Origin of the sequence: Ramlibacter aurantiacus, from assembly GCF_016722895.1 — a bacterium.
In the GTDB taxonomy this organism is placed as follows: domain Bacteria; phylum Pseudomonadota; class Gammaproteobacteria; order Burkholderiales; family Burkholderiaceae_C; genus Ramlibacter; species Ramlibacter aurantiacus.
Window position 1 is genome coordinate 15,954 of sequence record NZ_JAEQNA010000009.1, and the last position, 20,523, is coordinate 36,476.

Annotated in this window: 20 protein-coding genes; 14 read left to right on the forward strand and 6 right to left on the reverse strand. The window is 68.0% G+C overall.

Translation table 11 applies throughout. The annotated features are described in order from the left end of the window. Positions 1-21: 21 nt before the first annotated feature. On the reverse strand, positions 22-1,281 hold the full coding sequence (locus JI739_RS20055) for a flavin-dependent oxidoreductase (RefSeq protein WP_354003773.1): 1,260 nt from the start codon (positions 1,279-1,281) through the stop codon (positions 22-24). A 260-nt stretch (positions 1,282-1,541) separates the two neighbouring features. Between JI739_RS20055 and JI739_RS20060 the strand changes: the two genes are divergently transcribed. From JI739_RS20060 to JI739_RS20095, 8 genes are all read left to right on the forward strand, one after another. Continuing rightward, entirely contained in the window at positions 1,542-1,688 is a 147-nt protein-coding gene (locus JI739_RS20060) for a hypothetical protein (protein ID WP_201685752.1), read from the forward strand. 55 nt (positions 1,689-1,743) lie between these two features. After that, positions 1,744-2,994 carry an aromatic ring-hydroxylating oxygenase subunit alpha gene (locus JI739_RS20065; protein ID WP_201685758.1) on the forward strand — a complete coding sequence of 417 codons (1,251 nt, stop codon included), beginning with the start codon at positions 1,744-1,746 and terminating at the stop codon, positions 2,992-2,994. Between the two features lie 20 nt (positions 2,995-3,014). Beyond that, positions 3,015-3,500 (forward strand): aromatic-ring-hydroxylating dioxygenase subunit beta, encoded by a 486-nt coding sequence (locus JI739_RS20070; RefSeq protein ID WP_236589920.1) that lies wholly within the window; start codon positions 3,015-3,017, stop codon positions 3,498-3,500. Positions 3,501-3,614: 114 nt separating this feature from the next. Continuing rightward, positions 3,615-4,583, forward strand: a complete 969-nt coding sequence (locus JI739_RS20075; protein WP_201685760.1) for a Bug family tripartite tricarboxylate transporter substrate binding protein — start codon at positions 3,615-3,617, stop codon at positions 4,581-4,583. Positions 4,584-4,597: 14 nt separating this feature from the next. Continuing rightward, the gene (locus tag JI739_RS20080) at positions 4,598-5,104 is read left to right on the forward strand and encodes an SRPBCC family protein (RefSeq protein WP_201685762.1); all 507 of its coding nucleotides are present in this window, start codon (positions 4,598-4,600) and stop codon (positions 5,102-5,104) included. Positions 5,105-5,156: 52 nt separating this feature from the next. Then, positions 5,157-6,026, forward strand: a complete 870-nt coding sequence (locus tag JI739_RS20085; protein ID WP_201685763.1) for an FAD binding domain-containing protein — start codon at positions 5,157-5,159, stop codon at positions 6,024-6,026. A 40-nt stretch (positions 6,027-6,066) separates the two neighbouring features. After that, the gene (locus JI739_RS20090; protein WP_201685765.1) at positions 6,067-6,540 is read left to right on the forward strand and encodes a (2Fe-2S)-binding protein; all 474 of its coding nucleotides are present in this window, start codon (positions 6,067-6,069) and stop codon (positions 6,538-6,540) included. A gap of 2 nt (positions 6,541-6,542) precedes the next feature. Then, positions 6,543-8,825: a xanthine dehydrogenase family protein molybdopterin-binding subunit gene (locus JI739_RS20095; RefSeq protein ID WP_201685766.1), complete on the forward strand. Its 2,283-nt coding sequence runs from the start codon at positions 6,543-6,545 to the stop codon at positions 8,823-8,825. A 41-nt stretch (positions 8,826-8,866) separates the two neighbouring features. Here JI739_RS20095 and JI739_RS20100 read toward each other — a convergent pair whose 3' ends face one another. Further along, complete coding sequence (locus JI739_RS20100; protein ID WP_201685768.1) at positions 8,867-9,805, reverse strand: LysR substrate-binding domain-containing protein; 939 nt, start codon at positions 9,803-9,805, stop codon at positions 8,867-8,869. A gap of 307 nt (positions 9,806-10,112) precedes the next feature. Here JI739_RS20100 and JI739_RS20105 point away from each other — a divergent pair, with 307 nt between their 5' ends. Genes JI739_RS20105 through JI739_RS20130 form a run of 6 tightly spaced genes read left to right on the forward strand, consistent with a single transcriptional unit; the run spans position 10,113 to position 15,887 of the window. Next, on the forward strand, positions 10,113-11,249 hold the full coding sequence (locus tag JI739_RS20105) for an ABC transporter substrate-binding protein (protein WP_201685770.1): 1,137 nt from the start codon (positions 10,113-10,115) through the stop codon (positions 11,247-11,249). Next, positions 11,234-12,271 carry an adenosine deaminase gene (locus JI739_RS20110; protein WP_354003774.1) on the forward strand — a complete coding sequence of 346 codons (1,038 nt, stop codon included), beginning with the start codon at positions 11,234-11,236 and terminating at the stop codon, positions 12,269-12,271. Before JI739_RS20105 ends, JI739_RS20110 begins: the two co-directional genes overlap by 16 nt. Further along, positions 12,268-13,176 carry a LysR family transcriptional regulator gene (locus JI739_RS20115; RefSeq protein ID WP_201685771.1) on the forward strand — a complete coding sequence of 303 codons (909 nt, stop codon included), beginning with the start codon at positions 12,268-12,270 and terminating at the stop codon, positions 13,174-13,176. Before JI739_RS20110 ends, JI739_RS20115 begins: the two co-directional genes overlap by 4 nt. Next, on the forward strand, positions 13,173-13,976 hold the full coding sequence (locus tag JI739_RS20120; RefSeq protein WP_236589921.1) for an ABC transporter ATP-binding protein: 804 nt from the start codon (positions 13,173-13,175) through the stop codon (positions 13,974-13,976). The genes JI739_RS20115 and JI739_RS20120 overlap by 4 nt, the downstream gene beginning before the upstream one ends. Continuing rightward, entirely contained in the window at positions 13,976-14,863 is an 888-nt protein-coding gene (locus JI739_RS20125) for an ABC transporter permease (protein ID WP_236589922.1), read from the forward strand. The genes JI739_RS20120 and JI739_RS20125 overlap by 1 nt, the downstream gene beginning before the upstream one ends. A 19-nt stretch (positions 14,864-14,882) precedes the next feature. After that, positions 14,883-15,887, forward strand: a complete 1,005-nt coding sequence (locus JI739_RS20130) for an isopenicillin N synthase family dioxygenase (RefSeq protein ID WP_201685773.1) — start codon at positions 14,883-14,885, stop codon at positions 15,885-15,887. 35 nt (positions 15,888-15,922) lie between these two features. Here the strand turns inward: JI739_RS20130 and JI739_RS20135 are convergent, their stop codons facing one another. The 4 genes from JI739_RS20135 to JI739_RS20150 all read right to left on the reverse strand — a co-directional run bounded on the left by JI739_RS20135 (position 15,923) and on the right by JI739_RS20150 (position 20,494). After that, positions 15,923-16,918 carry a D-2-hydroxyacid dehydrogenase family protein gene (locus JI739_RS20135; RefSeq protein ID WP_201685775.1) on the reverse strand — a complete coding sequence of 332 codons (996 nt, stop codon included), beginning with the start codon at positions 16,916-16,918 and terminating at the stop codon, positions 15,923-15,925. After that, a complete protein-coding gene (locus JI739_RS20140) occupies positions 16,915-18,294 on the reverse strand; it encodes a CapA family protein (RefSeq protein WP_201685776.1) in 1,380 nt (459 codons plus the stop codon). The genes JI739_RS20135 and JI739_RS20140 overlap by 4 nt, the downstream gene beginning before the upstream one ends. A gap of 151 nt (positions 18,295-18,445) precedes the next feature. Next, a complete protein-coding gene (locus JI739_RS20145; RefSeq protein ID WP_201685778.1) occupies positions 18,446-19,504 on the reverse strand; it encodes a TauD/TfdA family dioxygenase in 1,059 nt (352 codons plus the stop codon). Between the two features lie 21 nt (positions 19,505-19,525). Then, on the reverse strand, positions 19,526-20,494 hold the full coding sequence (locus JI739_RS20150) for a Bug family tripartite tricarboxylate transporter substrate binding protein (protein ID WP_236589932.1): 969 nt from the start codon (positions 20,492-20,494) through the stop codon (positions 19,526-19,528). Between the last annotated feature and the right edge of the window lie 29 nt (positions 20,495-20,523).

Genomic DNA, 20,523 nt, shown 5'->3' on the forward strand with positions numbered 1-20,523 from the left:
TGAAGGGAGCCGGCACGTCGTCTAGACGAAAGATGGTCGCTTGGCCAGTTTCTCGACCTCGAACCCGGCCACCGCCTTGTAGCGATCGAGAATCGCCTGGAGTTCGCTCTTCGAGATGACGTCGTCGATGTTCTTGAAGCGCTTGCCTTGGGTTCGTTCGTAGACCACGCGCAGCACGGTGTCGGGCGGATTGGCCCGATTCATCAGCACCACCTTCCCAGTCGCCGCGACGCGCACCTTGTCGTATTCCTGCAGGGCGTCTTCGGTCGTGCCCGATCGCTTGAAGCACCCGGCGAGATAACGGGCATCGAGAATCGATTGCCCCGCGCCGTTCGACCCACGCGGGTACATGGGGTGGGCCGCATCACCCAACAGCGTGACCTTCCCGAACGTCCAGGTCGGGACAGGGTCCCGATCGACCATCGGGTAGACCAGGTAGGGCTTGGTCTGCCGCAAGAGTTGCGGCACATCGAGCCAGTCGAATTGCCATTTCGAATAGGGCTCGAAGAAGTCTTCCAGCTTCGCCTGGCCGTTCCAGTCATAGGTCGAGGGCTTGGGTCGCTCCAGCGTGGCGACCCAGTTCACCAGCTGGTTGCCTTGCGCATCGATCTTGTCGCGGATGGGGTAGACCATCAGCTTGCCCACCGGCATCCAGCCGGCCCGGATGGTGTCCGCGCCACTGAGGAAGGGCTTGAAGGGAGTGACGCCGCGCCAGATGGTCAAGCCGGAGTAGACCGGGTCGCCTTCGTGCGGATAGAACTGCTTGCGGACCGTGGAGTTGACGCCGTCGCAGCCGATCATCACCGACGCGCGCACGGCAGGCAGGGGCTCTCCCTTGGTGTCGACGAAGTTCGCCACCACGCCGCCGCTGTCCTGTTCGACGGACACGAAGCGGTGCCCCGTGACCACGCTGTCCTCGCCCAGGCGCTCGCGGACCGCCTTGAGCAGCAGCATCTGGAGGTCGCCCCGGTGTATCGAAAATTGCGGCCAGGCGTAGCCGGCGGCCTGACCCGCCACCTCTCGGTAGATGAATTGGCCGTGGTGGTTGAAATAGGACGCGTCCTGGGTCCGGATGGCGACGGCATCGAGCGCGGGGACCAGTCCCAATTCGTCGAGTTCGCGGACCGCGTGAGGCAATAAATTGATTCCGGCGCCCAGCGGCTTCAATTCGGCGACGCTTTCGAAGACGCGGCAGCTTCTGCCGATCTGATGAAGACTCAGCGCCAGGACCAGGCCGCCGATTCCGGCCCCGATGATCATCACGTCGGTATCTTTAGTCACGGGATCTCCTTCACTCGTTGAGCACGATCGCCACCGGCGTTTGCCTGGTCGCCTGAAGTCCGCGAATCTACGTGATACGTTAAATAGATAGAAATACTATCCAACTATGAAGTTGATACTCTGACGATATGAACTGGTGGTGACCCGGCCAAAGGCTTCATCGCCGCCCGGCCGGCGACCAATATTCAGCAGCTTGATTTTCCGCATTCACGTCCTCTCCTGTCGCCGTGCGCGGCCGCTTCCTAAACTGGGCCCCAGCCATGAACAGGTGGGAATGGAACTGCTCCGCGAGCGATCCAGACCTGCGCGTGCCGCAGATGGCGAAGGCCGGCAGCCCGCTGGTGCGGCGGCTCGGCGAGCCACCGGAGCAAGCCCGCAGCGACGCGTTCCACGCGAGCAGTACCTGAAGCGGCTGGCGTTCCCGGGCGCCTTGCTCCCCGACTTGGAATGAAGGAAAACAAAATGCAGGAAACAACATCCAGCCCGGTGGACATCCACTGGCCGACCGCGGACAACTCGCGGGTGCCGTTCAGCGTGTTCACCGATCCGGACCTGTACGACCGGGAGCAGGAACTCATCTTCCGCGGGCCGAACTGGAGCTTCGTGGCGATGGAGCTGGAGCTGCCCGCCACGGGCGACTACAAGACCACCTGGGTGGGCGACACCCCCGTGATCGTGGCGCGCGACAGCGACGGCCAGATCCACTGCGTGGTCAACCGCTGCGCCCACCGCGGCTCGACGCTTCTGTTCGACGGAAGCGGGAATACCGAGGACTTCACCTGCGTCTACCACAACTGGCGCTACGACCTGGGGGGCACCCTGCGCAGCGTGGCCTTCCAGCATGGCGTGAAGAAGGTGGGCGGCATGCCCAAGGACTTCGAGCTTGGCAAGCACAACCTCACCAAGGCCCGCGTCGAGGTCTTCCACGGCCTGGTGTTCGCCACCTTCTCCGACCAGACGCCGCCGCTGCAGGAGTACCTCGGTGAGCGCATGTCGCGGCACATCGCCCGCATCTTCAACCGGCCGGTCCGAATCCTCGGCACGTACTCGCAGACCTTGCACAGCAACTGGAAGCTGTACATGGAGAACGTCAAGGACTCCTACCACGCCAGCCTGCTGCACACGTTCTTCTCCACCTTCAAGCTCAATCGCCTGTCCATGGAAGGCGGGGTGCAGGTCGACGGCGACGGCGCCCACCACATCAGCTGGTCCAAGCGGGGCACCGATTCCGCCGAGGGCACCGACTACGAGAAGGCCGGCGAGCTGCGCGCGGTGCTCGACGACTTCACCCTGGCCGACCCCACGCTGATCAAGTCCTGGCTCGAATACGAGGACGGCATCACCCACTCGATCCAGTCGATCTTCCCCACCTTCGTGCTGCAGCAGATCCAGAACTCACTGGCAGTGCGCGTGTTGGTGCCGCGCAGTGTCGACAAGTCCGAGCTGTACTGGATCATGTTCGGCTACGAGGACGACACCCCCGAGCAGTTCGATATGCGCATGCGCCAGTCCAACCTGATCGGACCTGCGGGCCTGGTTTCGCTGGAGGACGGCATCGTCGGCAACTTCATCCAGCGCGGCATCCGTCGCGAGACGCAGCACAGCTCGGTGCTGGAGATGGGCGGCCGCGAGGTCGAGGACCAGCAGTCGCGCGTCAGCGAAGCCGCCGTGCGTGGTTTCTGGCAGGCCTACCGTACCCGCCTGGGACTGTGACAGCAAGGACGCGCAAGACCATGGAAACGCTTTCGATCACCCCCGAGCTCACCCTTCGCGTCGAGATGCTGCTGGCCAGCTATGCCGACGCCATCGATGACGAGCGCTACGACGAGTGGCCATCCTTCTTCACCGAGAAGTGCCTCTACAAGATCATTTCGCGCGACAACCAACGCAGGAAGCTGCCGATGGGCCTGATGTACTGCGACAACCGCAACATGCTGCGCGACCGCATCACCTCGATGCGCAGCGCCAACGTGTTCGAGCCCCACACCTACCGCCACGCGCTCGGCCGCACGCTGGTGACGGACGGCGGCGACGGCAGCATCGCCGCGCGCACCAACTACATCGTGGCACGCATCATGCATGACGGCCAGACGGACCTGTTCAGCACGGGACGCTACGAGGACCGCATCGTCGAGGCCGAAGGCAAGCTGCTGTTTCGCGAGCGCGTGGTCGTCACGGACTCCACGAGCACCGACGCGCTTCTGGTGGTCCCGCTGTAACGGAGGCCACCGCGATGGACCGGCGGCGCAGCGATGCCGCCCGGCCGGACGGAAACGAGAGCTGATGATGCGGCGGGGCGCACCCCCGATTTTTTTGATCAGAGGAACCGTACGATGCAACGACGTCTTTGCCTAACCATCGCAGCCGCCCTGCTGCCCCTGTCGATCGGCACGGCGGCGATCGCGCAGGAATACCCCACGCGTCCCATCACCCTGGTGGCGCCCTTCTCCGCCGGCGGCGCGCTCGACCTGATCGCGCGTGCGATGGCCGAGAAGCTGGGCACGCAGTTCGGCCAGTCGGTCGTGGTGGACAACAAGGCCGGCGCAGCGGGCATGATCGGCACGGCGCACGTCGCGCGGTCGGCTCCGGACGGCTACAGCCTGGTCCTGGGCGCGACCACCACGCACGGCATCAACCCGGTGCTGTACAAGAAGATGCAGTACGACGTGCTGAAGGACTTCGAGCCGGTGTCCCTGATCGCGACCATCCCGCACATGATCGTGGTGCATCCCGACCTGCCGGTGAGCAACATGCAGGAGCTGATCAAGCTGGGGCGCACGAAGCCGCTGAACTTCGGTTCCGCCGGCACCGGTTCGCCCCACCACCTGGCCGGCGAGCTGCTGAAATCACAGTTCAACCTGAAGGCCGAGCACATCCCGTACAAGGGCTCGGCCCCTGCGATGCTGGCCGTGATGTCCGGCGAGCTGCAGTTCATGTCGGTCGAGGTCACCGCCGCGATGCCGCACATCAAGGCCGGCAAGCTCAAGCCCATCGCCGTCGCTTCGGCGCAGCGTGTCCCGGGCCTGGACCTCCCGACATTCGCCGAGCAGGGCGTGCCGAACTTCGAAGTGACGGCCTGGTATGCGATCTTCGCCCCGAAGAACACGCCCAGGCCCGTGGTCGACAAGCTGAGCCGCGCGCTCGCCAGGGCGGTGTCGGAGGAGGACGTGAAGGCCCGCTTCGCCGGCCTCGGCGCCACCCCCGTGGGCAGCACGCCCGCGCAGCTGGACAAGTGGGTGCGCGATGAACTCGCGCGCTGGTCGCAGGCCGTCAAGGTCTCCGGCACGCCCCTGGTCGAGTAAGGCGACGCTGCAGCATGCAACTCAAAGGCGAAGAGCACATCCCGCTGGACCCGGCGCTGGTCTGGGCCGCCCTCAACCAACCGGACGTCCTGAAGGCGGCGATCCCCGGCTGCGAGACGCTGGAGGAAACCGAGGAGGGGTTCCGCATCGGCATGCTGGCCGCGGTCGGCCCCGTGCGGGCGCGCTTCAACGGCAAGCTCGTGCTGGCCGACGTCTGCGCGCCGACCTCGTATACCTTGATGTTCGAGGGCTCCGGCGGCGTCGCCGGCTTCGGCAAGGGCACCGCCCACGTGCGGCTGGCCGAGGTCGAAGGCGGGACGTGCCTGAGCTACGAGGCCACCGCCCAGGTGGGCGGCAAGATCGCCCAGGTCGGCTCCCGGCTGATCGACGGCGTAGCCGCGCGCATGGCCGGGGAGTTCTTCTCCCGCTTCAAGGACTGCATCGTGCCGCCGCCGGCCACGCCCGAGGCGCCCGCGCCAGGTGGGACCCGCGGCGGACTGCTTGCGAAGCTCTGGTCCTGAACCGCCGCCGGCGCTTTTCTGCACGGCCCCCCGCACCGAATCCCCCGCACCCATGAAGTTCGCCGATTTCGAATACCAAGCTCCGGGCACTGCCTCCGAGGTCGTGCGCCTGCTGGCCAGCCGCCCCGGCGAGGCCAAGATCATCGCCGGCGGGCAGAGCCTGCTGCCCACCATGGCGTACCGGCTGGCGCAGCCCGCCCTGTTGGTGGACGTGCGGAACGTCCCGGACCTGGACCGCATCGCCATCGATGCGTCCGGCGTGCGGCTCGGTGCGCGCACCCGCTGGCGCGACATTGAAGATGCGGGTGAGCTCGAAGCCGGGCATCCCCTGCTGAAGGAGGCGATCAGCCACGTGGCTCACTACCAGGTGCGCAACCGCGGCAGCGTCGGAGGCAGCCTCGCACACGGCGACCCGGCCTCCGAGCTGCCCTGCATCGCGGTGACCTGCGACGCCGACCTGCGGGTCCTCGGCCCGGCCGGCGAACGCACCATCCGCGCCGACGGTTTCTTCACCGGCCCGCTGAGCACGACGCTGCGCGAGGACGAGATGATCCTGGAGCTGCGGCTGCCGGCGTGGGCACCGGGCCGGCGCTGGGCCTTCCAGGAATTCGCGCGCCGCGCCGGCGACTTCGCGATGGCGGGCGTGGCGCTGTTCTACGACCTGGACAGGCAGCAGCGCGCTTGCGACGTCCACATCGGCGTGGTGGGCGCCTGTTCGCGGCCGCATCGCCTGAAGGCCGCCGAGGCGGCGCTGGCGGGCACCACGGTGGACGCGCAGGCGATCGCCGCGGCGGCACGCGCCGCCTCCGCCGAGGTGGACCCGCCGACCGACATCCACGCGACCGCCGCCTACCGCCGCGCCCTGGTCGGCACCCTGCTGGAGCGCGCCCTGCACCAGGCGGCCACCCGCGCCGCCGCCTGAGCGCCCTTCGTCCTTCGGCACGTTTTCTGGAACATTGCCCATGAACATCTCCTTCCACCTGAACGGCGCCGACGTCGAGGCGGACGTGCCCGCGCGCACGACGCTGTCCGACTGCCTGCGCCACCACCTGCACCAGACCGGCACGCACGTGGCCTGCGAGCACGGCGTGTGCGGCGCCTGCACCGTGATCGTCGACGGCGATGCCGTCCGGTCCTGCCTGATGCTGGCCGTCCAGGCGCAGGACCGCCAGGTCGTGACGGTCGAGGGCTTGACGCCGGAAAAGGGGCTGTCGGCGCTGCAGGCGAGCTTCCACAAGCACCACGCGCTGCAATGCGGCTTCTGCACCCCGGGCTTCCTGACCACGGCGCACGCGCTGCTGACGCAGGAGCCCGACTCGAGCCGGGAACGCATCCGCGAGGTGCTCTCGGGCAACCTGTGCCGTTGCACCGGCTACGTGAACATCATCGAGGCGGTGTACGACGCGCGTGCGGCCTACGCCCGCAAGGAGGGCTGACCATGGGTGCGAGAGACGATGGCAAGCTGGTCGGAACGTACACGCCCCGGGTGGAAGACGAGCGGCTGCTGACCGGCCGGGCCTGCTTCGCCGACGACATCCGGCTGGACAACATGCTGCACGCGGCGATCGTGCGCAGCAGCGTGCCGCACGGGCGCATCGTCTCCATCGACACCGAGGCGGCGCGTGCGCTGCCGGGCGTGCACGCGGTCTTCACGGCCCAGGACGTGCAGGCGCATCTCGGGCGCGTCCCCAAGATGCCGCTGCGGCTGTCGCCGGTGCCGGAGCACGCGCCATTCGAGCAGACCGTGGTCGCCAGCAACAAGGTGCGCTACGTGGGCGAGCCCCTGGCCATCGTCGTGGCCGACAGCGTGGCCATCGCCGAGGACGCGGCCAACCTGGTGTTTGCCGACATCGAGCACCTGCCGGCGGTTGCCGACTGGGAGGCGTCCGCGCGCGACGACGTGCTGCTGTTCGAGCACCTGGGCACCAACTGCCCGATCACCTACACGGCGCAAAAGGGCGACGCCCTCTCCGTCACCGGCCCCTACGTGCGGCGCGAGCGCTTCGTCACCCAGAGGCACAGCGCCGTCACGATGGAGACGCGCGGCCTGGTGGCCTGCTGGGATGGCGACCGCATGACGGTCAGCGGGGCGGCCAAGGTGCCGTTCACGACCCGGCGCACGCTGGCCGCCAGCCTGGACCTGGCGTTGGAGCAGGTCGACATGATCGAGGTCGACGTGGGCGGCGGCTTCGGCGTGCGCGGCGAGTTCTATCCCGAGGACTTCCTGGTGCCCTTCGCCAGCCGCATGCTGGGCCGACCCGTGAAGTGGATCGAGGACCGGCTGGAGAACCTGCTCGGCTCCAACCACTCGCGCCAGATGGAATGCGAGCTGGAGATCGTCTGCGAGCTTGACGGCCGCATCCTGGCGCTGCGTGGCACCGTGCACACCGACTCGGGCGCCTACATGCGCTCCAGCGGCGCCGTGCCGCCGCGCAACGTGGCGCAGTTCATGTCGGGCCCCTACGACATCGAGCACATCCGCATCGAGTCTTCGGCGCACCTGACCAACAAGGGGCCGATCGGCACCTACCGCGGGCCGGGCCGGTTCGAGGCGGACTACTTTCGCGAACGGCTGATGCAGATCGCCGCCGACGAACTGGGGATCGACCCGGTGGAGTTCCGCCGCATGAACCTGGTGCGCAGCGAGCAGATGCCCTATCCGCTGGCGACGCTGGACAAGCCGAACAAGCCGGAGCACCTGGACAGCGGCGACTACCGGATCACGCTGGACCGCTGCTTGAAGGAGTTCGACTGGGAGGCCAAGAAGGCGCTGCAGGGCAAGCTGGTCGACGGCCGCTATCACGGCATCGCCATCGGCTGCTTCATCGAAGGCGGCGGCGGCGGCATCCGCGAGAGTGCGCGCCTGGAGATCGAGCCGGACGGACGCCTGACCATCTACGTCGGCTCCACGAACCTTGGCCAGGGGATGCTCACGGTGCTGACGCAGATCGCGGCCGACGAGTTCGGCCTGCCGATGGACCGCATCCAGGTGCGCCACGGCTCCACCACCTACCTCAAGGAAGGCTTCGGGTCCTTCCACTCGCGCTCCACCGCGTTGGGCGGCTCGGCGGTCGTGGTGACCGCGGCCACGCTGCGCGAGAAGATCCGCGAAGCCGTCGCCGCACGCATCGGCTGCGCCGCGGCCGAAGTGACGGTGGCCCCCGGCCTCACCGCCCTGTGCCGTGGCGAGGTGCTGGACGCCGCCGAGCTCGGACGCATGGGCGTGAAGGCCGAAGGCCAGTTCGCCAGCCACGACCACACCTACGCCTACGGCGCGTCGGCCGCCCACGTGGCGGTGGATGTTGGCACCGGCAAGGTCGATCTCATCGATTACTTCGGGGTCGAGGACATCGGCAAGATCATCAACCCGCTCACGGCCAAGGGCCAGTCGATCGGTGCCGTGGTGCAGGGCCTGGGCGGTGTGTTCCTGGAGAACCTCGCCTACTCCGAGGATGGGCAGTTCCTCGCCGGCACGCTCGCCGACTACCTGATGCCGACCGCCACCGACTTCCCGCAGATCCGCGCGATGGAGCTGGAGAACTCACCGTCCCCGCACAACCCGCTGGGGGTCAAGGGCTGCGGCGAAGGAGGGCTGGTGCCGGTGGGCGGCGTGGTCGCCAACGCGGTGGCCGCGGCGCTGTCGTCCTTCGGCGTGCAGCCGAACGTGCTGCCGCTGACGCCGACGCGCGTGTGGGAGATGCTGCAGGAAAAGGCCGGCTGAGTGCCTTGCTGCCGCCGCGTCCGGGGGCGGGGCGGTTCGCCTCAGCAGGCCTCGTTGCCGCCTGCCGCCTCCGGGTTGGAGAACAGGTCGACCACGACCTGGCGCAGCCATTTGTTGCCCGACTCGCGATGGAACTTGGCGTGCCAGAACAGGTTGACGCTCGTGTGCGGCACGTGGAACGGGTGCGCGACATACCGCAGGCCGAAGGGCTCGACGCAGCGGATCGCGTAGCTCTCGGGCACCGTGGCCACCAGGTTGCTGTTGCCGCTGCCCAGGATATAGCCCACCGGCGTGTAGTTCGGCACGGTCAGGCGCACGTTGCGCTTGATGCCCCGCCGCTCGATGAAGTCGCTCACCTGCGCATGGGCGGAACCGGGCGGCAGCACGACCAGGTGCTGGGCGGCGCAGTACTCCTCCTGCGTGATGCTGCCCTTGTCCAGGGCGTGTCCCTGGCGGAACATGCACACGTAGCGCTGCAGGAACAGTCGCCGCTGGAAGAATCCAGCGGGCAGCTGCGACAACGTCCCGATGGCAAGGTCGACCGCGCCGGCTTCCATCGCCTGGGCCAGGTCCTCCCGGCGGCTGCGCAGCGTGCTCACCGAGACATGAGGCGCGAGCGCGTCCAGGCGCTCGAGCAGCCGCGACAGGAAGCTCACCTCGCCGATGTCGCTCAGCCCCAGGGTGAAGCGGCGTTCGCTGCTGGCCGCGTCGAACATGGTGCGCTCGTTGAGGGCGCCGTGGATGGTGGTCAGCGCATAGGCGATCGGCTCGGACAGCTGCAACGCGTAGGGCGTGGGTTCCATGCCGCGCGAGGTGCGCAGGAACAGCTCGTCGCCCAGGAGCTTGCGCAGCCGGTTCAGGATGTTGCTGACCGCGGGCTGGCTCAGACCCAGCTTGGCCGCGACGGCCGAGACGCGGCGCTCCGTGAGCAGCTCGTTGAACACCACGAGCAGGTTGAGATCGACGTCCTTGAGTTCCATCGCGTCGCAGTGTGCTGCGGCTGCCAAATCGGTTGGATTCTAGGGGCCGCCCCTGATTCACTGAAGAGGCACTCCTGATGCCCGGCATGGGCTTGGTGCGAGGGCGCAAGGTGCGGCGGTGCCCGGGCCGCGCTGCCGGCAAGGGCAACAGCCAAAGGGGATCGCAGCCGCCATCGACCGCTGGCCGGTCGTTGCCGCCGCTATCTTCTATTTATGAGCGCATTGAGATCACAAATCGGTGTTTGATTCGTCCTTTGGTGCGTGCTAACTTGCGGCCTCTGCCAATTCCCCAAGGACCCCAGCTCCCATGCCGAACGCGACGCTCCCCTCCGGCCGACTCGGCCGTGCCAAACGCCTGCTGCTGCAAGCCAGCCTTTGCGCCGCCGCCGCGGCGGCGATCTCCCCTGCGCTGGCGCAGGGCTCGGCAGCCAAGCCGCTCAAACCGGTCACCATCGCGCTCGGCACCCAGGTGCTGAACGTCTCGTACCCTTGGCTCACGCTGCCCATCGCGCTGGGCTACTGGAAGGACGAGGGTTACGACGTCAAGGTCATCACCGTGGGTGGCTCGCTGCAGGGCATCCAGCAGATGGTCGCCGGAGCGGTGGATTTCGCGCAGCTGAATTCCACCGGGCTGATCCAGGCCAACACCGACAACAACGTGCCGGTGCGCGGGCTCATGGGCACGGGCGTGATCGACTGGGGCGTGGGCGTGATGCAGGACGGGCCCATCAAGTCGATCAAGGACCTCAAGGGCAAGAAGATCGGCATCTTCAGCCTGGGCACCGGGGGCGTGCCGCTGCTCAAGGGATATCTGCGCTCCAACGGCATCGATCCCGACAAGGACGTCCAGATCATCGCCACCGGTGCCGGCGCGCCCGCGCTGGAGGCGCTCAAGGCCGATCGGGTGCAGGCGCTCATGTTCTGGGGCTCGGCCCTGGCCGGCTTCGAAAACGCCGGCACGAAACTGCGCGTCCTGTACGAACCCGAGTGGCGGCGCATGCCCGATTTCACCTTCGGCACCATGCAGAAAACCATCGACTCCGACCCGGCCATGGTGGAGGCGATCGCTCGCGGTGCCGCCAAGGCGACGCTGTTCGCGATGACGAACCCGGAGTGCACGCTGAAGATCCACTGGAAGAATTTCCCCAGCACCAAGCCCACCGGCGCTGACGAGGCCACCCTGGTCAAGTGGGACCTGAAGCTGCTGGAGACGCAGCTGGACACGATGAAGCAGGCGCACCAGATGCACGGCGGCAAGCTGATCGGGGCGATCGATGCGCAGGCGTACGAGCGCATGCAGCAGTTCATGCTCAAGGAAGGGCTGATCAAGCGCACGGTTCCCGTGCAGAGCATGCTGATCAGCAAGCCCGGCTTCGTGGAGGCGATCAACCGCTTCGACCACAGCGCGGTGATCGAGGCCGCCAAGGCGTGCAAGGGCCTGTGACGCCGGCCGAGTTCATCGCCGGGCTGCCCAAGGCCGAGCTGCACATGCACATCGAGGGCTCCATCGAGGCGCCCCTGTTCATGCAGCTCGCGCGCCGCAACGAGGTCGCCATCCGCTGGGCCACCGAACAGGAGCTGCTCGCCGCCTACCGCTTCCGCGACCTGCAGGCCTTCCTGGACCTGTACTACGACGGCTGCCGGGTGCTGGTCCACGCGCGCGACTTCCACGACGTCACCCGCGCGTACCTGCGGCGCGCCCACGCGGACAACGTGCGGCACGCGGAGATGTTCCTCGGGCCGCAGGGCCATACCTCGCGCGGCGTCGCCTTGCGGACTGTGCTTGAAGGCGTGTTCGCCGCCATGGACGAGGCGCGGGCCGAGGTGGGCATCAGCTCGGGGCTGATCCTGGTGGCGCAGCGCCATCGCAGCGAGGCCGAGGCCTTCGAGCTGTACGAGCAGGCGATGCCCTGGCGTGATCGCATCCTGGGCTTCGGCCTGGGTGGCGCCGAGGTCGGCAACCCGCCGTCCAAGTTCGAGCGGTTTTTTCGTCGCTGTCGCGACGACGGCTTCCACGTGGTGGCCCACGCGGGAGAGGAGGGGCCTGCCGCCTACGTGCGCGAATCGGTCGAGCTGCTGGGGGTGGAACGGGTCGACCATGGCAATGCCAGCCTGCAGGATGCGGCCCTGCTTCGCACGCTGGCGCAGCGCCAGACGCCGCTCACGGTCTGCCCGTTGTCCAACCTCAAGCTCAACGTCGTGTCCTCGATCGAGGCCCACCCGCTCAAGCAGCTGATGGATGCCGGCCTGCGCGTCACCGTCAATTCGGACGACCCGTCCTACTTCGGCGGGTACGTCAACGACAACTACGTCGCCTGCCAGCGCGCCCTGGGCCTGACCCGGCACGAGGTGGTCCAGCTGGCGCGCAACAGCGTGCTGGCTTCCTTCGTGCCCGAGGCCCGCCAGCGCGAGCTGCTGGCCGAAATCGAAGCCTACGAAAGCCGAGCAGGTGCCTGGATCGGATGATCTCGTCGACGGCCTTGCGCTACTTTGCCGAGGTGGTCCGCGCCGGCTCGCTCAGGGGGGCGTCCGAGCGGCTGTTCGTGGCTGCGTCGGCGATCAGCCGGCAGATCGGCCTGCTGGAGGCGGAGCTGGGTGCCCCGCTGCTGGAGCGGGGGCGCGGGCGTACCGGGCTGCGCCTGACGGCGGCCGGCGAGGTGTTGCTGCGCTACACGCGGCACGTGGGCCACGAGCTCGAGCGCGCGCGCTCGGAGATCGAGGCGCTCAAGGGCCTTCGCAAGGGCCATATCCGGCTCGGCATCCCGGAGAGCTTCGTGCAGGACGTCATGCCGCAGATCCTGCTGCGGTTCAACGACAAGTACCCCGGGGTCAGTTTCGAGGTCCAGGTGGCCGGCTCGCCCAAGCTGGTGGAACTCCTGGGGCGCGACGAGCTGGACGTGGCGCTCACCTTCAACGCGCCGGTGACGCTGCATGTGAAGCAGGTGTTCGAGCGCAACCTCCCCACCACGGTTCTGATGTCGCGCAACCATCCGCTGGCTGGCCGGCCCTTCGTCAAGCTGTCGGACTGCGCCGAGTACGGCCTGGCCATGCCGGACGAGTCCATCAGCGCCAAGCAGGTGTACGACGAGATGTTCGCCCGCGCGCGGATCAAGCCGCGCACGGTGCTGGTGAGCAATTCGTATGAGCTGCTCAGGAGCGTCGCCATGACTGGCCTGGCCATCACCATCGTCAACGCCCGCCCGGGTGAATCGGCCGAGGGGCCGAACTATCGCTACGTGCCGCTGAAGGATCCGCGCGTGCGGCCTCAGCGCCTGGCCCTGTGCACCTTCCAGGGTCGCAACCCGACACCCGTGGTCGCGAGTTTCCTGGAACAGCTCAAGCAGGAGCTCGGCAATCTGGAGCCTTCATGAACATGTCTTTGACCGGCGCGCAGGCCGCGCCGCCCGCGTTTTCCTTCCAGCGGGTCCACAAGAAATTCACCTCGCAGGACGGCGGCACCATCACCGCGCTGCACGACGTCGGCTTCGAAGTGCGGCAGGGTGAGTTCGTGACCGTGGTCGGCCCCAGTGGTTGTGGCAAGAGCACCCTGCTGCGCATCCTGGCCGGACTGACGCGGGCCAGCCATGGCGGCGTGTTCCTCGGCGGGCGACAGATCACCGGCCCCAGCCGCGATGTCGGCGTGGTGTTCCAGGCCCCCGTGCTGCTGCCCTGGCGAACCGTGATGGACAACGTGCTGGTGCCGGCGCAGATCCAGCGGCGCGACCCCAAGACCTCGCGCGAGCGCGCCATGCACTACCTGCAGCTGGTGGGCCTGGAAGGCTTCGAAACCAAGTACCCGTCCGAGTTGTCCGGCGGCATGCAGCAGCGCGTGGGCATCGCCCGCGCCCTGGTCAACGACCCCATGCTGCTGCTCATGGACGAGCCCTTCGGCGCGCTGGATGCGATGACCCGCGAAAGCATGAATGTCGAGCTGCTCAAGCTTCGCGAACGGACCGGCGCGACCATCATGCTGGTGACCCACAGCATCCCCGAAGCCGTGTTCCTCGGCGACCGGGTGGTGGTCATGTCGCCCCGGCCGGGGCGCGTGACCCAGGTGGTCGAGGTGCAACTGCCCGGCCCGCGCACCCTGGATCTGATCAACACCGAACGCTTCGGCACCTACGTGTCGGGCATCCGCAGCAACCTGCAAGCATCCGGAGGACTGGACTGATGGCTGGTATCGAAGGCGCCCCGGCACGTCCGGGCCTGTATACCGAACCCGCTTCGCCGGATGCCGCAGGCTTGCCGATGGAGGCCGAGCCGCTGAACGAGCAGGTGCTGACGCCGATGCGACGGCGCCTGCTGATCGCCGCCGTCTTCGTGGCGGTGATCGCACTCTGGGAGGTGGTGGTCCGCTGGTTCGAGGTCTCGCACCTGATCGTCCCGGGGCCGCTGGCCGTGTGGCAGTCGCTGGTTCAGCTCTTTAGCAGTGGCGAGATCACCAACCACCTGCTGGTCACGCTTTACGAGATCCTGGCGGGCTTCGCCTTCGGCGCGGCGCTGGGTTTCGTGCTGGGCGCGCTGATCGGGCAGAGCGCGCTGGTCGAGGCCATTCTTTACCCGTACGTGGTGGCGTTCCAGACCGTGCCCAAGGTGGCGATCGCGCCGCTCTTCGTGCTGTGGTTCGGCTTCGACACGACCTCCAAGGTGGTGATCACGGCCACCATCGTGTTCTTCCCCGTCCTGGCCAACACCATCGTCGGCTTGCGTTCGGCGCCGCGCGACCAGATCGATTTGATGAAGGCCTTCACGGCCTCGGGCTGGGACGTGTTCCGCATGGTCCGGCTGCCGCAGGCGCTGCCCTATGTCTTCGCGGGCCTGGACATCGGCATCGTGCTGGCCGTGATCGGCGCCATCGTGGGCGAGTTCGTGGGCGCGCAGGCCGGGCTCGGCTACCTCATCCTCCAGCGCAATTTTTCGATGGATGCCGCGGGCATGTTCGCCATCCTCATCGTGTTGTCCGCGATCGGCATCGTGCTGCACATGGTGATGCGGCTGATCGCCCGGCGCGTCATTTTCTGGGCTGACTCGTTCAGCGATCTTTCACGTGGCACCTAACCGTCACCAGGAGTACCCCATGTCCGCCACCGACAACCAGCTCGCCGCCCCACGCCGCGCATCCGCCGAAGAGATGCCCATCCTCGACTTGAGCGACTGGATCGCGGGCGGCTCGATCGAGCCGCTGGCCCGCGAATTCGACGCGGCCTGCACCAACACCGGCTTCTTCTACGTGAAGAACCATGGCGTGCCCCAGGCCGTGGTGGACGGGGTGTTCGACGCCACCCGCCGCTACTTCGACCTGCCCCTGGAGGAGCGCCTGAAGGACAAGATCGACGAGCGCTTCCGGCGCGGCTTCATGCCCTATGGCGTGACCCAGCACCCGGGCTTCAAGCCTGACCTGAAGGAAAGCTACGAGGTCGGCATGGACCTGCCGCTGACCGATCCGGACGTGCAGTCCGGCCTGCCGCTGCACGGCCCCAACAAGTGGCCGGCCGACAAGCCGTGGCTCAAGGAGGCAGCCGAGGCCTACTTCCAGCAGACGCTGGTGCTGGGCAAGCGGCTGCTGCGCCTCTTCGCGACCGCGCTCGGGCAGCCGGAAGACTTCTTCCTGCAGTACACGCAAAAGCCCATGGTGCAGTCGCGCCTGTTCCACTACCCGCCGCAATCCAGCCCCTCGCAGCTGGAGCTGGGAGCGGCGGCGCACTCCGACTACGGGATGATCACGATCCTGGCGCAGGACCCGATCGGTGGGCTGGAGCTTCGCACGCGGGGCGGCGAGTGGGTGGCGGCACCCTATGTCGATGGCACGCTGGTCATCAACCTGGGTGACATGGTCAAGGTCTGGACCAACGAGCACTATGTCTCCAACCTGCACCGGGTGGCCAACCGCACCGGCCGCGAGCGCTATTCCATTCCCACCTTCTTCAACCTGGACTACCACACGCCGGTGCGCTGCCTGCCCGGGTTCTGCTCGGCCGATGAGCCGCCCAGGCACGCGCCGATCAAGTCGGGCGACTACCTGGTGAAGCGGTTCTCCGAGGTGCAGAGCTACAAGACGCCGGCGCAGCTCGCCGAGGCCTGATTCTCAGGCGCGCGAGCGCACCGTCTCGGGATGGTTCAAGGGTGGAGGCGACCGTGGATTGCGCGAGCACTCCCGCCCTGTCCCTGCAGCCACTCCAGCAGTCCTTCCACCGTGCTGCGGTAGAACCCCTCGAACGTGTCGCGCGTGGCGTATCCGAGGTGCGGTGTCAGCACCACGTTGTCCAGCCTGCATAGCGGACTGTCGGCCGGCAGCGGCTCCTGTTCGAACACGTCCAGCCCGGCTCCGCCGAGACGGCCGGAGGCGAGCGCGTCGATCAGCGCGGCTTCGTCGACGATGGGTCCGCGTGAGGTGTTGACCAGCAGCGCGCTGCGCTTCATCAGCGCCAATTCCGCACGCCCGACCACGCCGCGCGAGCGCTCGCTCAGCACCAGGTGGACGCTCAGCACGTCGCTGTCGCGGAACAGGGCCTCCTTGTCCACGCGAACCACGCCGTGCACGGCCGCCGCTTCGGCGGTGAGGTTGGGGCTCCACGCGATCACCCGCATGCCGAACGCGCGGCCGATCGCGGCCACCTTCTGCCCCACGCGCCCCAGACCCAGCAGGCCCAGCGTGCGCCCCTCCAGCAGCAGGCCCAGCGTGTTCTGCCAGCGGCCCGCGCGGACCATGCGGTCTTCGTAGGCGACGTGGCGCGCCGCCGCGAGGATCAGCGCCCAGGTCATCTCGGGCGTCGCGTTGCTCGGCATCTCCTGCGCGGAGACATGCGACACCACGATGCCACGCTCGGTGGCCGCCGCCAGGTCCAGCGTGCGGTGCGCCTTGCCGGTCACGGTCATGAACTTCAGCCGCGGCAAGCGCTCGATCAGGCTGCGCGGCATGGGGGTGCGTTCTCGCAGGTGGCACAGCGCGTCGTACGGCGCCAGCACCTGCGCCGCTTCGTCGGGCACCTGCAGTTGCCGGTGCAGGAAGTCCACCTCGCACAAACCCTCCAGCACCGACCAGTCGGCGCATTCGCGGGCCACGTGCAGGTAATCGTCGAGCACCGCCACGCGCGGCAGCAGGGCCCCGCTCATGGCGCCAGCCGCAACACGGCCGTGTCGCCTTCGAACTGCAGCTCGGTGCCCAGCCGCCGCGACAGCCGGTCGATGCGCGCCAGGATGCGCCGCGCCTGTTCGCCACGCGCGAGCACCGGCCGGCCACGCTGCGCGCGCGGGCGCCCGTGGCCGAGGTCCAGCGGATGCAGCCGCACCTGAGACAACGCGCCGGCGTCGAACTCGCATACGGCAACGCAACTCTCCCAGAACTCCGGTGACGCCGGGAAGCCCCGGCTGTCGTTGCCGGTGCGCGCGTCCAGGAACTCCGAGGGCGTGGCGTGGGCATCGAGCCCGAAGCGGCCGTAGGCTTCGGCCGGGAAGGCGTCGATCGTCTCGTTCTGGAACACGAAGTTGCCCAGGCTGTAGAAGATCGGACAGCCCTTGTAGATTTCGGCGCCCATGGTCAGGTGCGGGCCGTGTCCGGCGACCACGTGGGCGCCGGCGTCGATGGCGGCACGCGCGAACTGGGCCACGAATTCGGCGGTCTCCTCCAGTTCGACCTCGGTGGGCGCGGTGCGCCGGCCGGCTTCGCCGAACTCGTGGTTGTGGAACGAGAAGACCACCCAGTCGGCCTGCTTGCGCGCTTCGCGGATCCACCGCAGGTTGGCCTCGGCGTCCTTCGCATCGACGCGCGTGCGGGTGCCGAAGCGCTCGCCCTTGCGAAAGCGCGTGCCCAGCAGCATCAGGCTGTCGGGGTCGTCGGCCGGGGCCTCGCTGGCGCTATAGAACATGGTGCGGTGGCGCGTTCGCTCCTGGGTCAGCCCCAATTCATCGCTGATGCGCTTCAGGGCCGCCAGCGCGGCGTCGTCGACGGTGTGCGAGGTGCTGAAGCCCAGCGGGTTGATGCCCGGCCGGCCGGCGCTGTCCGGGCGCGAGTCGGCGGCGCGGTTCCACGGCCGGTAGAACGAGGTGGCCGAGACCACGGCCACCCGACCCGCGGGCGTGTCGACGTACGCCGGGCGCCGTGCCTCCATCAAGGTGCGCCCGGCGCCCGAGAACGGAATACCTGCGCGCTCCAGGTGGCGGAGGCTGGCCAGCACGCCCGCCACGCCGTAGTCGGTGAAGTGGTTGTTGGCCACCGATACCACGTCGATGCCCATCCACTTCAGGTCCTGCAGCAGCGCCGGCGGCGTGGTCATGGGCGTGCCCTGCGTGAAGTTGGGCACCCCTTCCTCGGGTTCGCGCACGGTGCTCTCGAGGTTGGCGAAGCTCACGTCGGCGGACCGCAGCAGCTCGGCCAGCGCGAGGTAGTCACGCTCCTGGTAGGGGCGCAGCGCCCGCGACAGCATGGTGTCGCCCACCAGCGCCATGGTGATGCGGCCCTGCTGCGCCTGATAAAGCTCGGAACCGCTCATGGCCGTCGACGCCCACTTTCCGCTGTGGGGATGTCCCAGGCCGCCGCGCAGCGGCGGGCCGTTCCAGCAGCAACCGCGGAACCGGCTTTGCCGGGCCGCTGGTTGCGCCCCCCTGGGGGGGAGGCGGCGAAGCCGCTTCGGGGGGGTGTGTTCATTCCAGGCTGCCGACGGTCTCGTAGATGTAGCGGCCCGTGCGTGAGGGGAAGCCGCCGCGGACGGCTCCGCCCGCGGGGTCGCGGTAGATGGTGTGCAGCGCGGGACTGAGCTCGCGGCTGTTCGGCACCGACAGCCACATGCGCAGCAGGTGTCGCTTGCGCTCGGGCTCGTCATGGTCTTCGAAGGCGGTGCGCGAATGCACCGTCACGTGGTTGTTCAGGAACTGGATGTCGCCGGGCTGGAACATCATCGAGAAGTGGAAGGCATCGCTGCCGGCCAGGCTGTCGAACAGCGCCATCGCCTCTTCCTGCATCGGCGTCAGGCGCGGCACCTCGTCGAAGCGCTGTGCCGAGATGATGTGCGTGCGCACGTAGCGGCACGAGAACTTGCCCTGGTGCCGGGTGAACACCGGCTGGGGATAGAACGGCGGGGTGCCCGGCTCCTCCTGCCCCTGCCAGCTCCAGTAGAAGGGCTGGTACAGCACCTCCAGCAGGTCGGGCCGGATGCGTGCGATCTCGTTGTGCACGGCCACCGAGCTGGCGATCATGCTCAGCCCGCCGGCACGCGCCGTGCGCAGCACGAACAGGCCCACCACGTCGCAGCTGTCGGTGTGGTAGGTCAGCTTCTGGTTGGACGTGTAGCCGCGGCCCTTGGGGCTGTTCATGTCCACGTTCATGTTGCGCACGTCGCCCAGGATGTCGCCGTTCGAGCTTTGCGAAACCGCCGTTCCCATGTGCTTGCCCAGGCCCCAGTAGATGGTGCGCAAGGCGGCCTTGTCGTACTGCACGGCCGGGAAGCCGCGCAGCAGGTACAGGCCCGCGCCGTCCTCCAGGAACTCGCGGGCCTTGCGCAGCACGCTGCCCACCGTGGGCAGCGGGAAGTCCTCGCCGGTCATCGTCTCGAGCGTCTTGCCGCGTGCGCGCACGGTGGCCAGCGCCGCGTCGATCTCGGCCAGCTCGGACGGCTGGAAGTGGTGGATCCAGTCGGTGCGCGATTTCATTTCGGGGCCGCGCCAGTCCGTGGGCCCGGTGACGATGTCGTGGCTGGTGTTCATGGTGGCTTCTTGCGTCATTCGTCAGTCCAGCGTGATGCCCTGCGTGCGGATGATGTCTCCCCAGCGCTGCTCTTCTTCCCTGAAGAACCGGGCGGCCTCGGCGGGGGTGTTGACCACCAGGTCGCGCACGTCCAGGCCCTTGACGCCCTTGGCGTCGCTCAGGCCTTCGGCGATCGCCGCCTGCAGCTTGGCCACGATGGCCGGTGGCGTCTTCGCGGGCGCGGCCATGCCGGTCCACGACACCGACACGAACCCCGGCATGAGCTCCGACAAGGTGGGCACGTCCGGCAGCGCGGGATGGCGCTTGGCGCTGCCCACCGCCAGCACGCGCAGCCTGCCGTCCTGGATCTGGGGCATGGCGGTCGCCAGGCCCTGGAACATCAGGTCCACCTGCCCGCTCATCAGGTCGGCATAGGCCGGCGGGCCCCCTTTGTAGGGCACGTGCGTGGCCTGGATGCCGGCCTGCTGCTTGAGCAGCTCACCGGCCAGGTGGGTGGTCGAGCCCGCGCCACTCGACGCGTAGTTCAGCTTGCCCGGGTTGGCCTTGGCATGGGCGACCAGCTCCGGCAGCGTCTTGGCCGGCACCTTCGGGTGCACCAGCAGCACATTGGGGTTGGCCGCGATCACCGTCACCGGCACGAAGGTCGATGAATCGAAACTCAGTCGCTTGTAGAGGCTCTTGTTGATGGTCAGCGGACCGGGGGGCGAAACCAGCAGCGTGTAGCCGTCCGGCGCGGCCTGGGCGACCATGTCGGCGCCGATGTTGCCGTTGGCCCCGGCGCGGTTCTCCACGATCACCGGCTGGCCCCACTTGGCCGTGAGCCGGTCGCCGATCAGCCGGGCCAGCGTGTCGGCCGCCCCGCCCGGGGGCACCGGCACCACGATGCGGATCGGCTTGCTCGGGTAGTCGGCCTGCGCGTGGGCCGCGAACGGCAGGGCGATCGCGGCGCAGACCAGCGCCCGGCGGGTGAAGGAAAGGCGGGGTGTCATCACGGCATGTCTCCGTTGGTTGGAATCGT

What these genes read in the sequence shown, in the direction of transcription:
- JI739_RS20060 (WP_201685752.1), top strand. Translation starts at nt 1,542, where the DNA reads ATGAACAGGTGGGAATGGAACTGCTCCGCGAGCGATCCAGACCTGCGC.
- JI739_RS20065 (WP_201685758.1), top strand. Translation starts at nt 1,744, where the DNA reads ATGCAGGAAACAACATCCAGCCCGGTGGACATCCACTGGCCGACCGCG.
- JI739_RS20070 (WP_236589920.1), top strand. Translation starts at nt 3,015, where the DNA reads ATGGAAACGCTTTCGATCACCCCCGAGCTCACCCTTCGCGTCGAGATG.
- JI739_RS20075 (WP_201685760.1), top strand. Translation starts at nt 3,615, where the DNA reads ATGCAACGACGTCTTTGCCTAACCATCGCAGCCGCCCTGCTGCCCCTG.
- JI739_RS20080 (WP_201685762.1), top strand. Translation starts at nt 4,598, where the DNA reads ATGCAACTCAAAGGCGAAGAGCACATCCCGCTGGACCCGGCGCTGGTC.
- JI739_RS20085 (WP_201685763.1), top strand. Translation starts at nt 5,157, where the DNA reads ATGAAGTTCGCCGATTTCGAATACCAAGCTCCGGGCACTGCCTCCGAG.
- JI739_RS20090 (WP_201685765.1), top strand. Translation starts at nt 6,067, where the DNA reads ATGAACATCTCCTTCCACCTGAACGGCGCCGACGTCGAGGCGGACGTG.
- JI739_RS20095 (WP_201685766.1), top strand. Translation starts at nt 6,543, where the DNA reads ATGGGTGCGAGAGACGATGGCAAGCTGGTCGGAACGTACACGCCCCGG.
- JI739_RS20100 (WP_201685768.1), bottom strand. Translation starts at nt 9,805, where the DNA reads ATGGAACTCAAGGACGTCGATCTCAACCTGCTCGTGGTGTTCAACGAG.
- JI739_RS20105 (WP_201685770.1), top strand. Translation starts at nt 10,113, where the DNA reads ATGCCGAACGCGACGCTCCCCTCCGGCCGACTCGGCCGTGCCAAACGC.
- JI739_RS20115 (WP_201685771.1), top strand. Translation starts at nt 12,268, where the DNA reads ATGATCTCGTCGACGGCCTTGCGCTACTTTGCCGAGGTGGTCCGCGCC.
- JI739_RS20120 (WP_236589921.1), top strand. Translation starts at nt 13,173, where the DNA reads ATGAACATGTCTTTGACCGGCGCGCAGGCCGCGCCGCCCGCGTTTTCC.
- JI739_RS20125 (WP_236589922.1), top strand. Translation starts at nt 13,976, where the DNA reads ATGGCTGGTATCGAAGGCGCCCCGGCACGTCCGGGCCTGTATACCGAA.
- JI739_RS20130 (WP_201685773.1), top strand. Translation starts at nt 14,883, where the DNA reads ATGTCCGCCACCGACAACCAGCTCGCCGCCCCACGCCGCGCATCCGCC.
- JI739_RS20135 (WP_201685775.1), bottom strand. Translation starts at nt 16,918, where the DNA reads ATGAGCGGGGCCCTGCTGCCGCGCGTGGCGGTGCTCGACGATTACCTG.
- JI739_RS20140 (WP_201685776.1), bottom strand. Translation starts at nt 18,294, where the DNA reads ATGAGCGGTTCCGAGCTTTATCAGGCGCAGCAGGGCCGCATCACCATG.
- JI739_RS20145 (WP_201685778.1), bottom strand. Translation starts at nt 19,504, where the DNA reads ATGAACACCAGCCACGACATCGTCACCGGGCCCACGGACTGGCGCGGC.
- JI739_RS20150 (WP_236589932.1), bottom strand. Translation starts at nt 20,494, where the DNA reads ATGACACCCCGCCTTTCCTTCACCCGCCGGGCGCTGGTCTGCGCCGCG.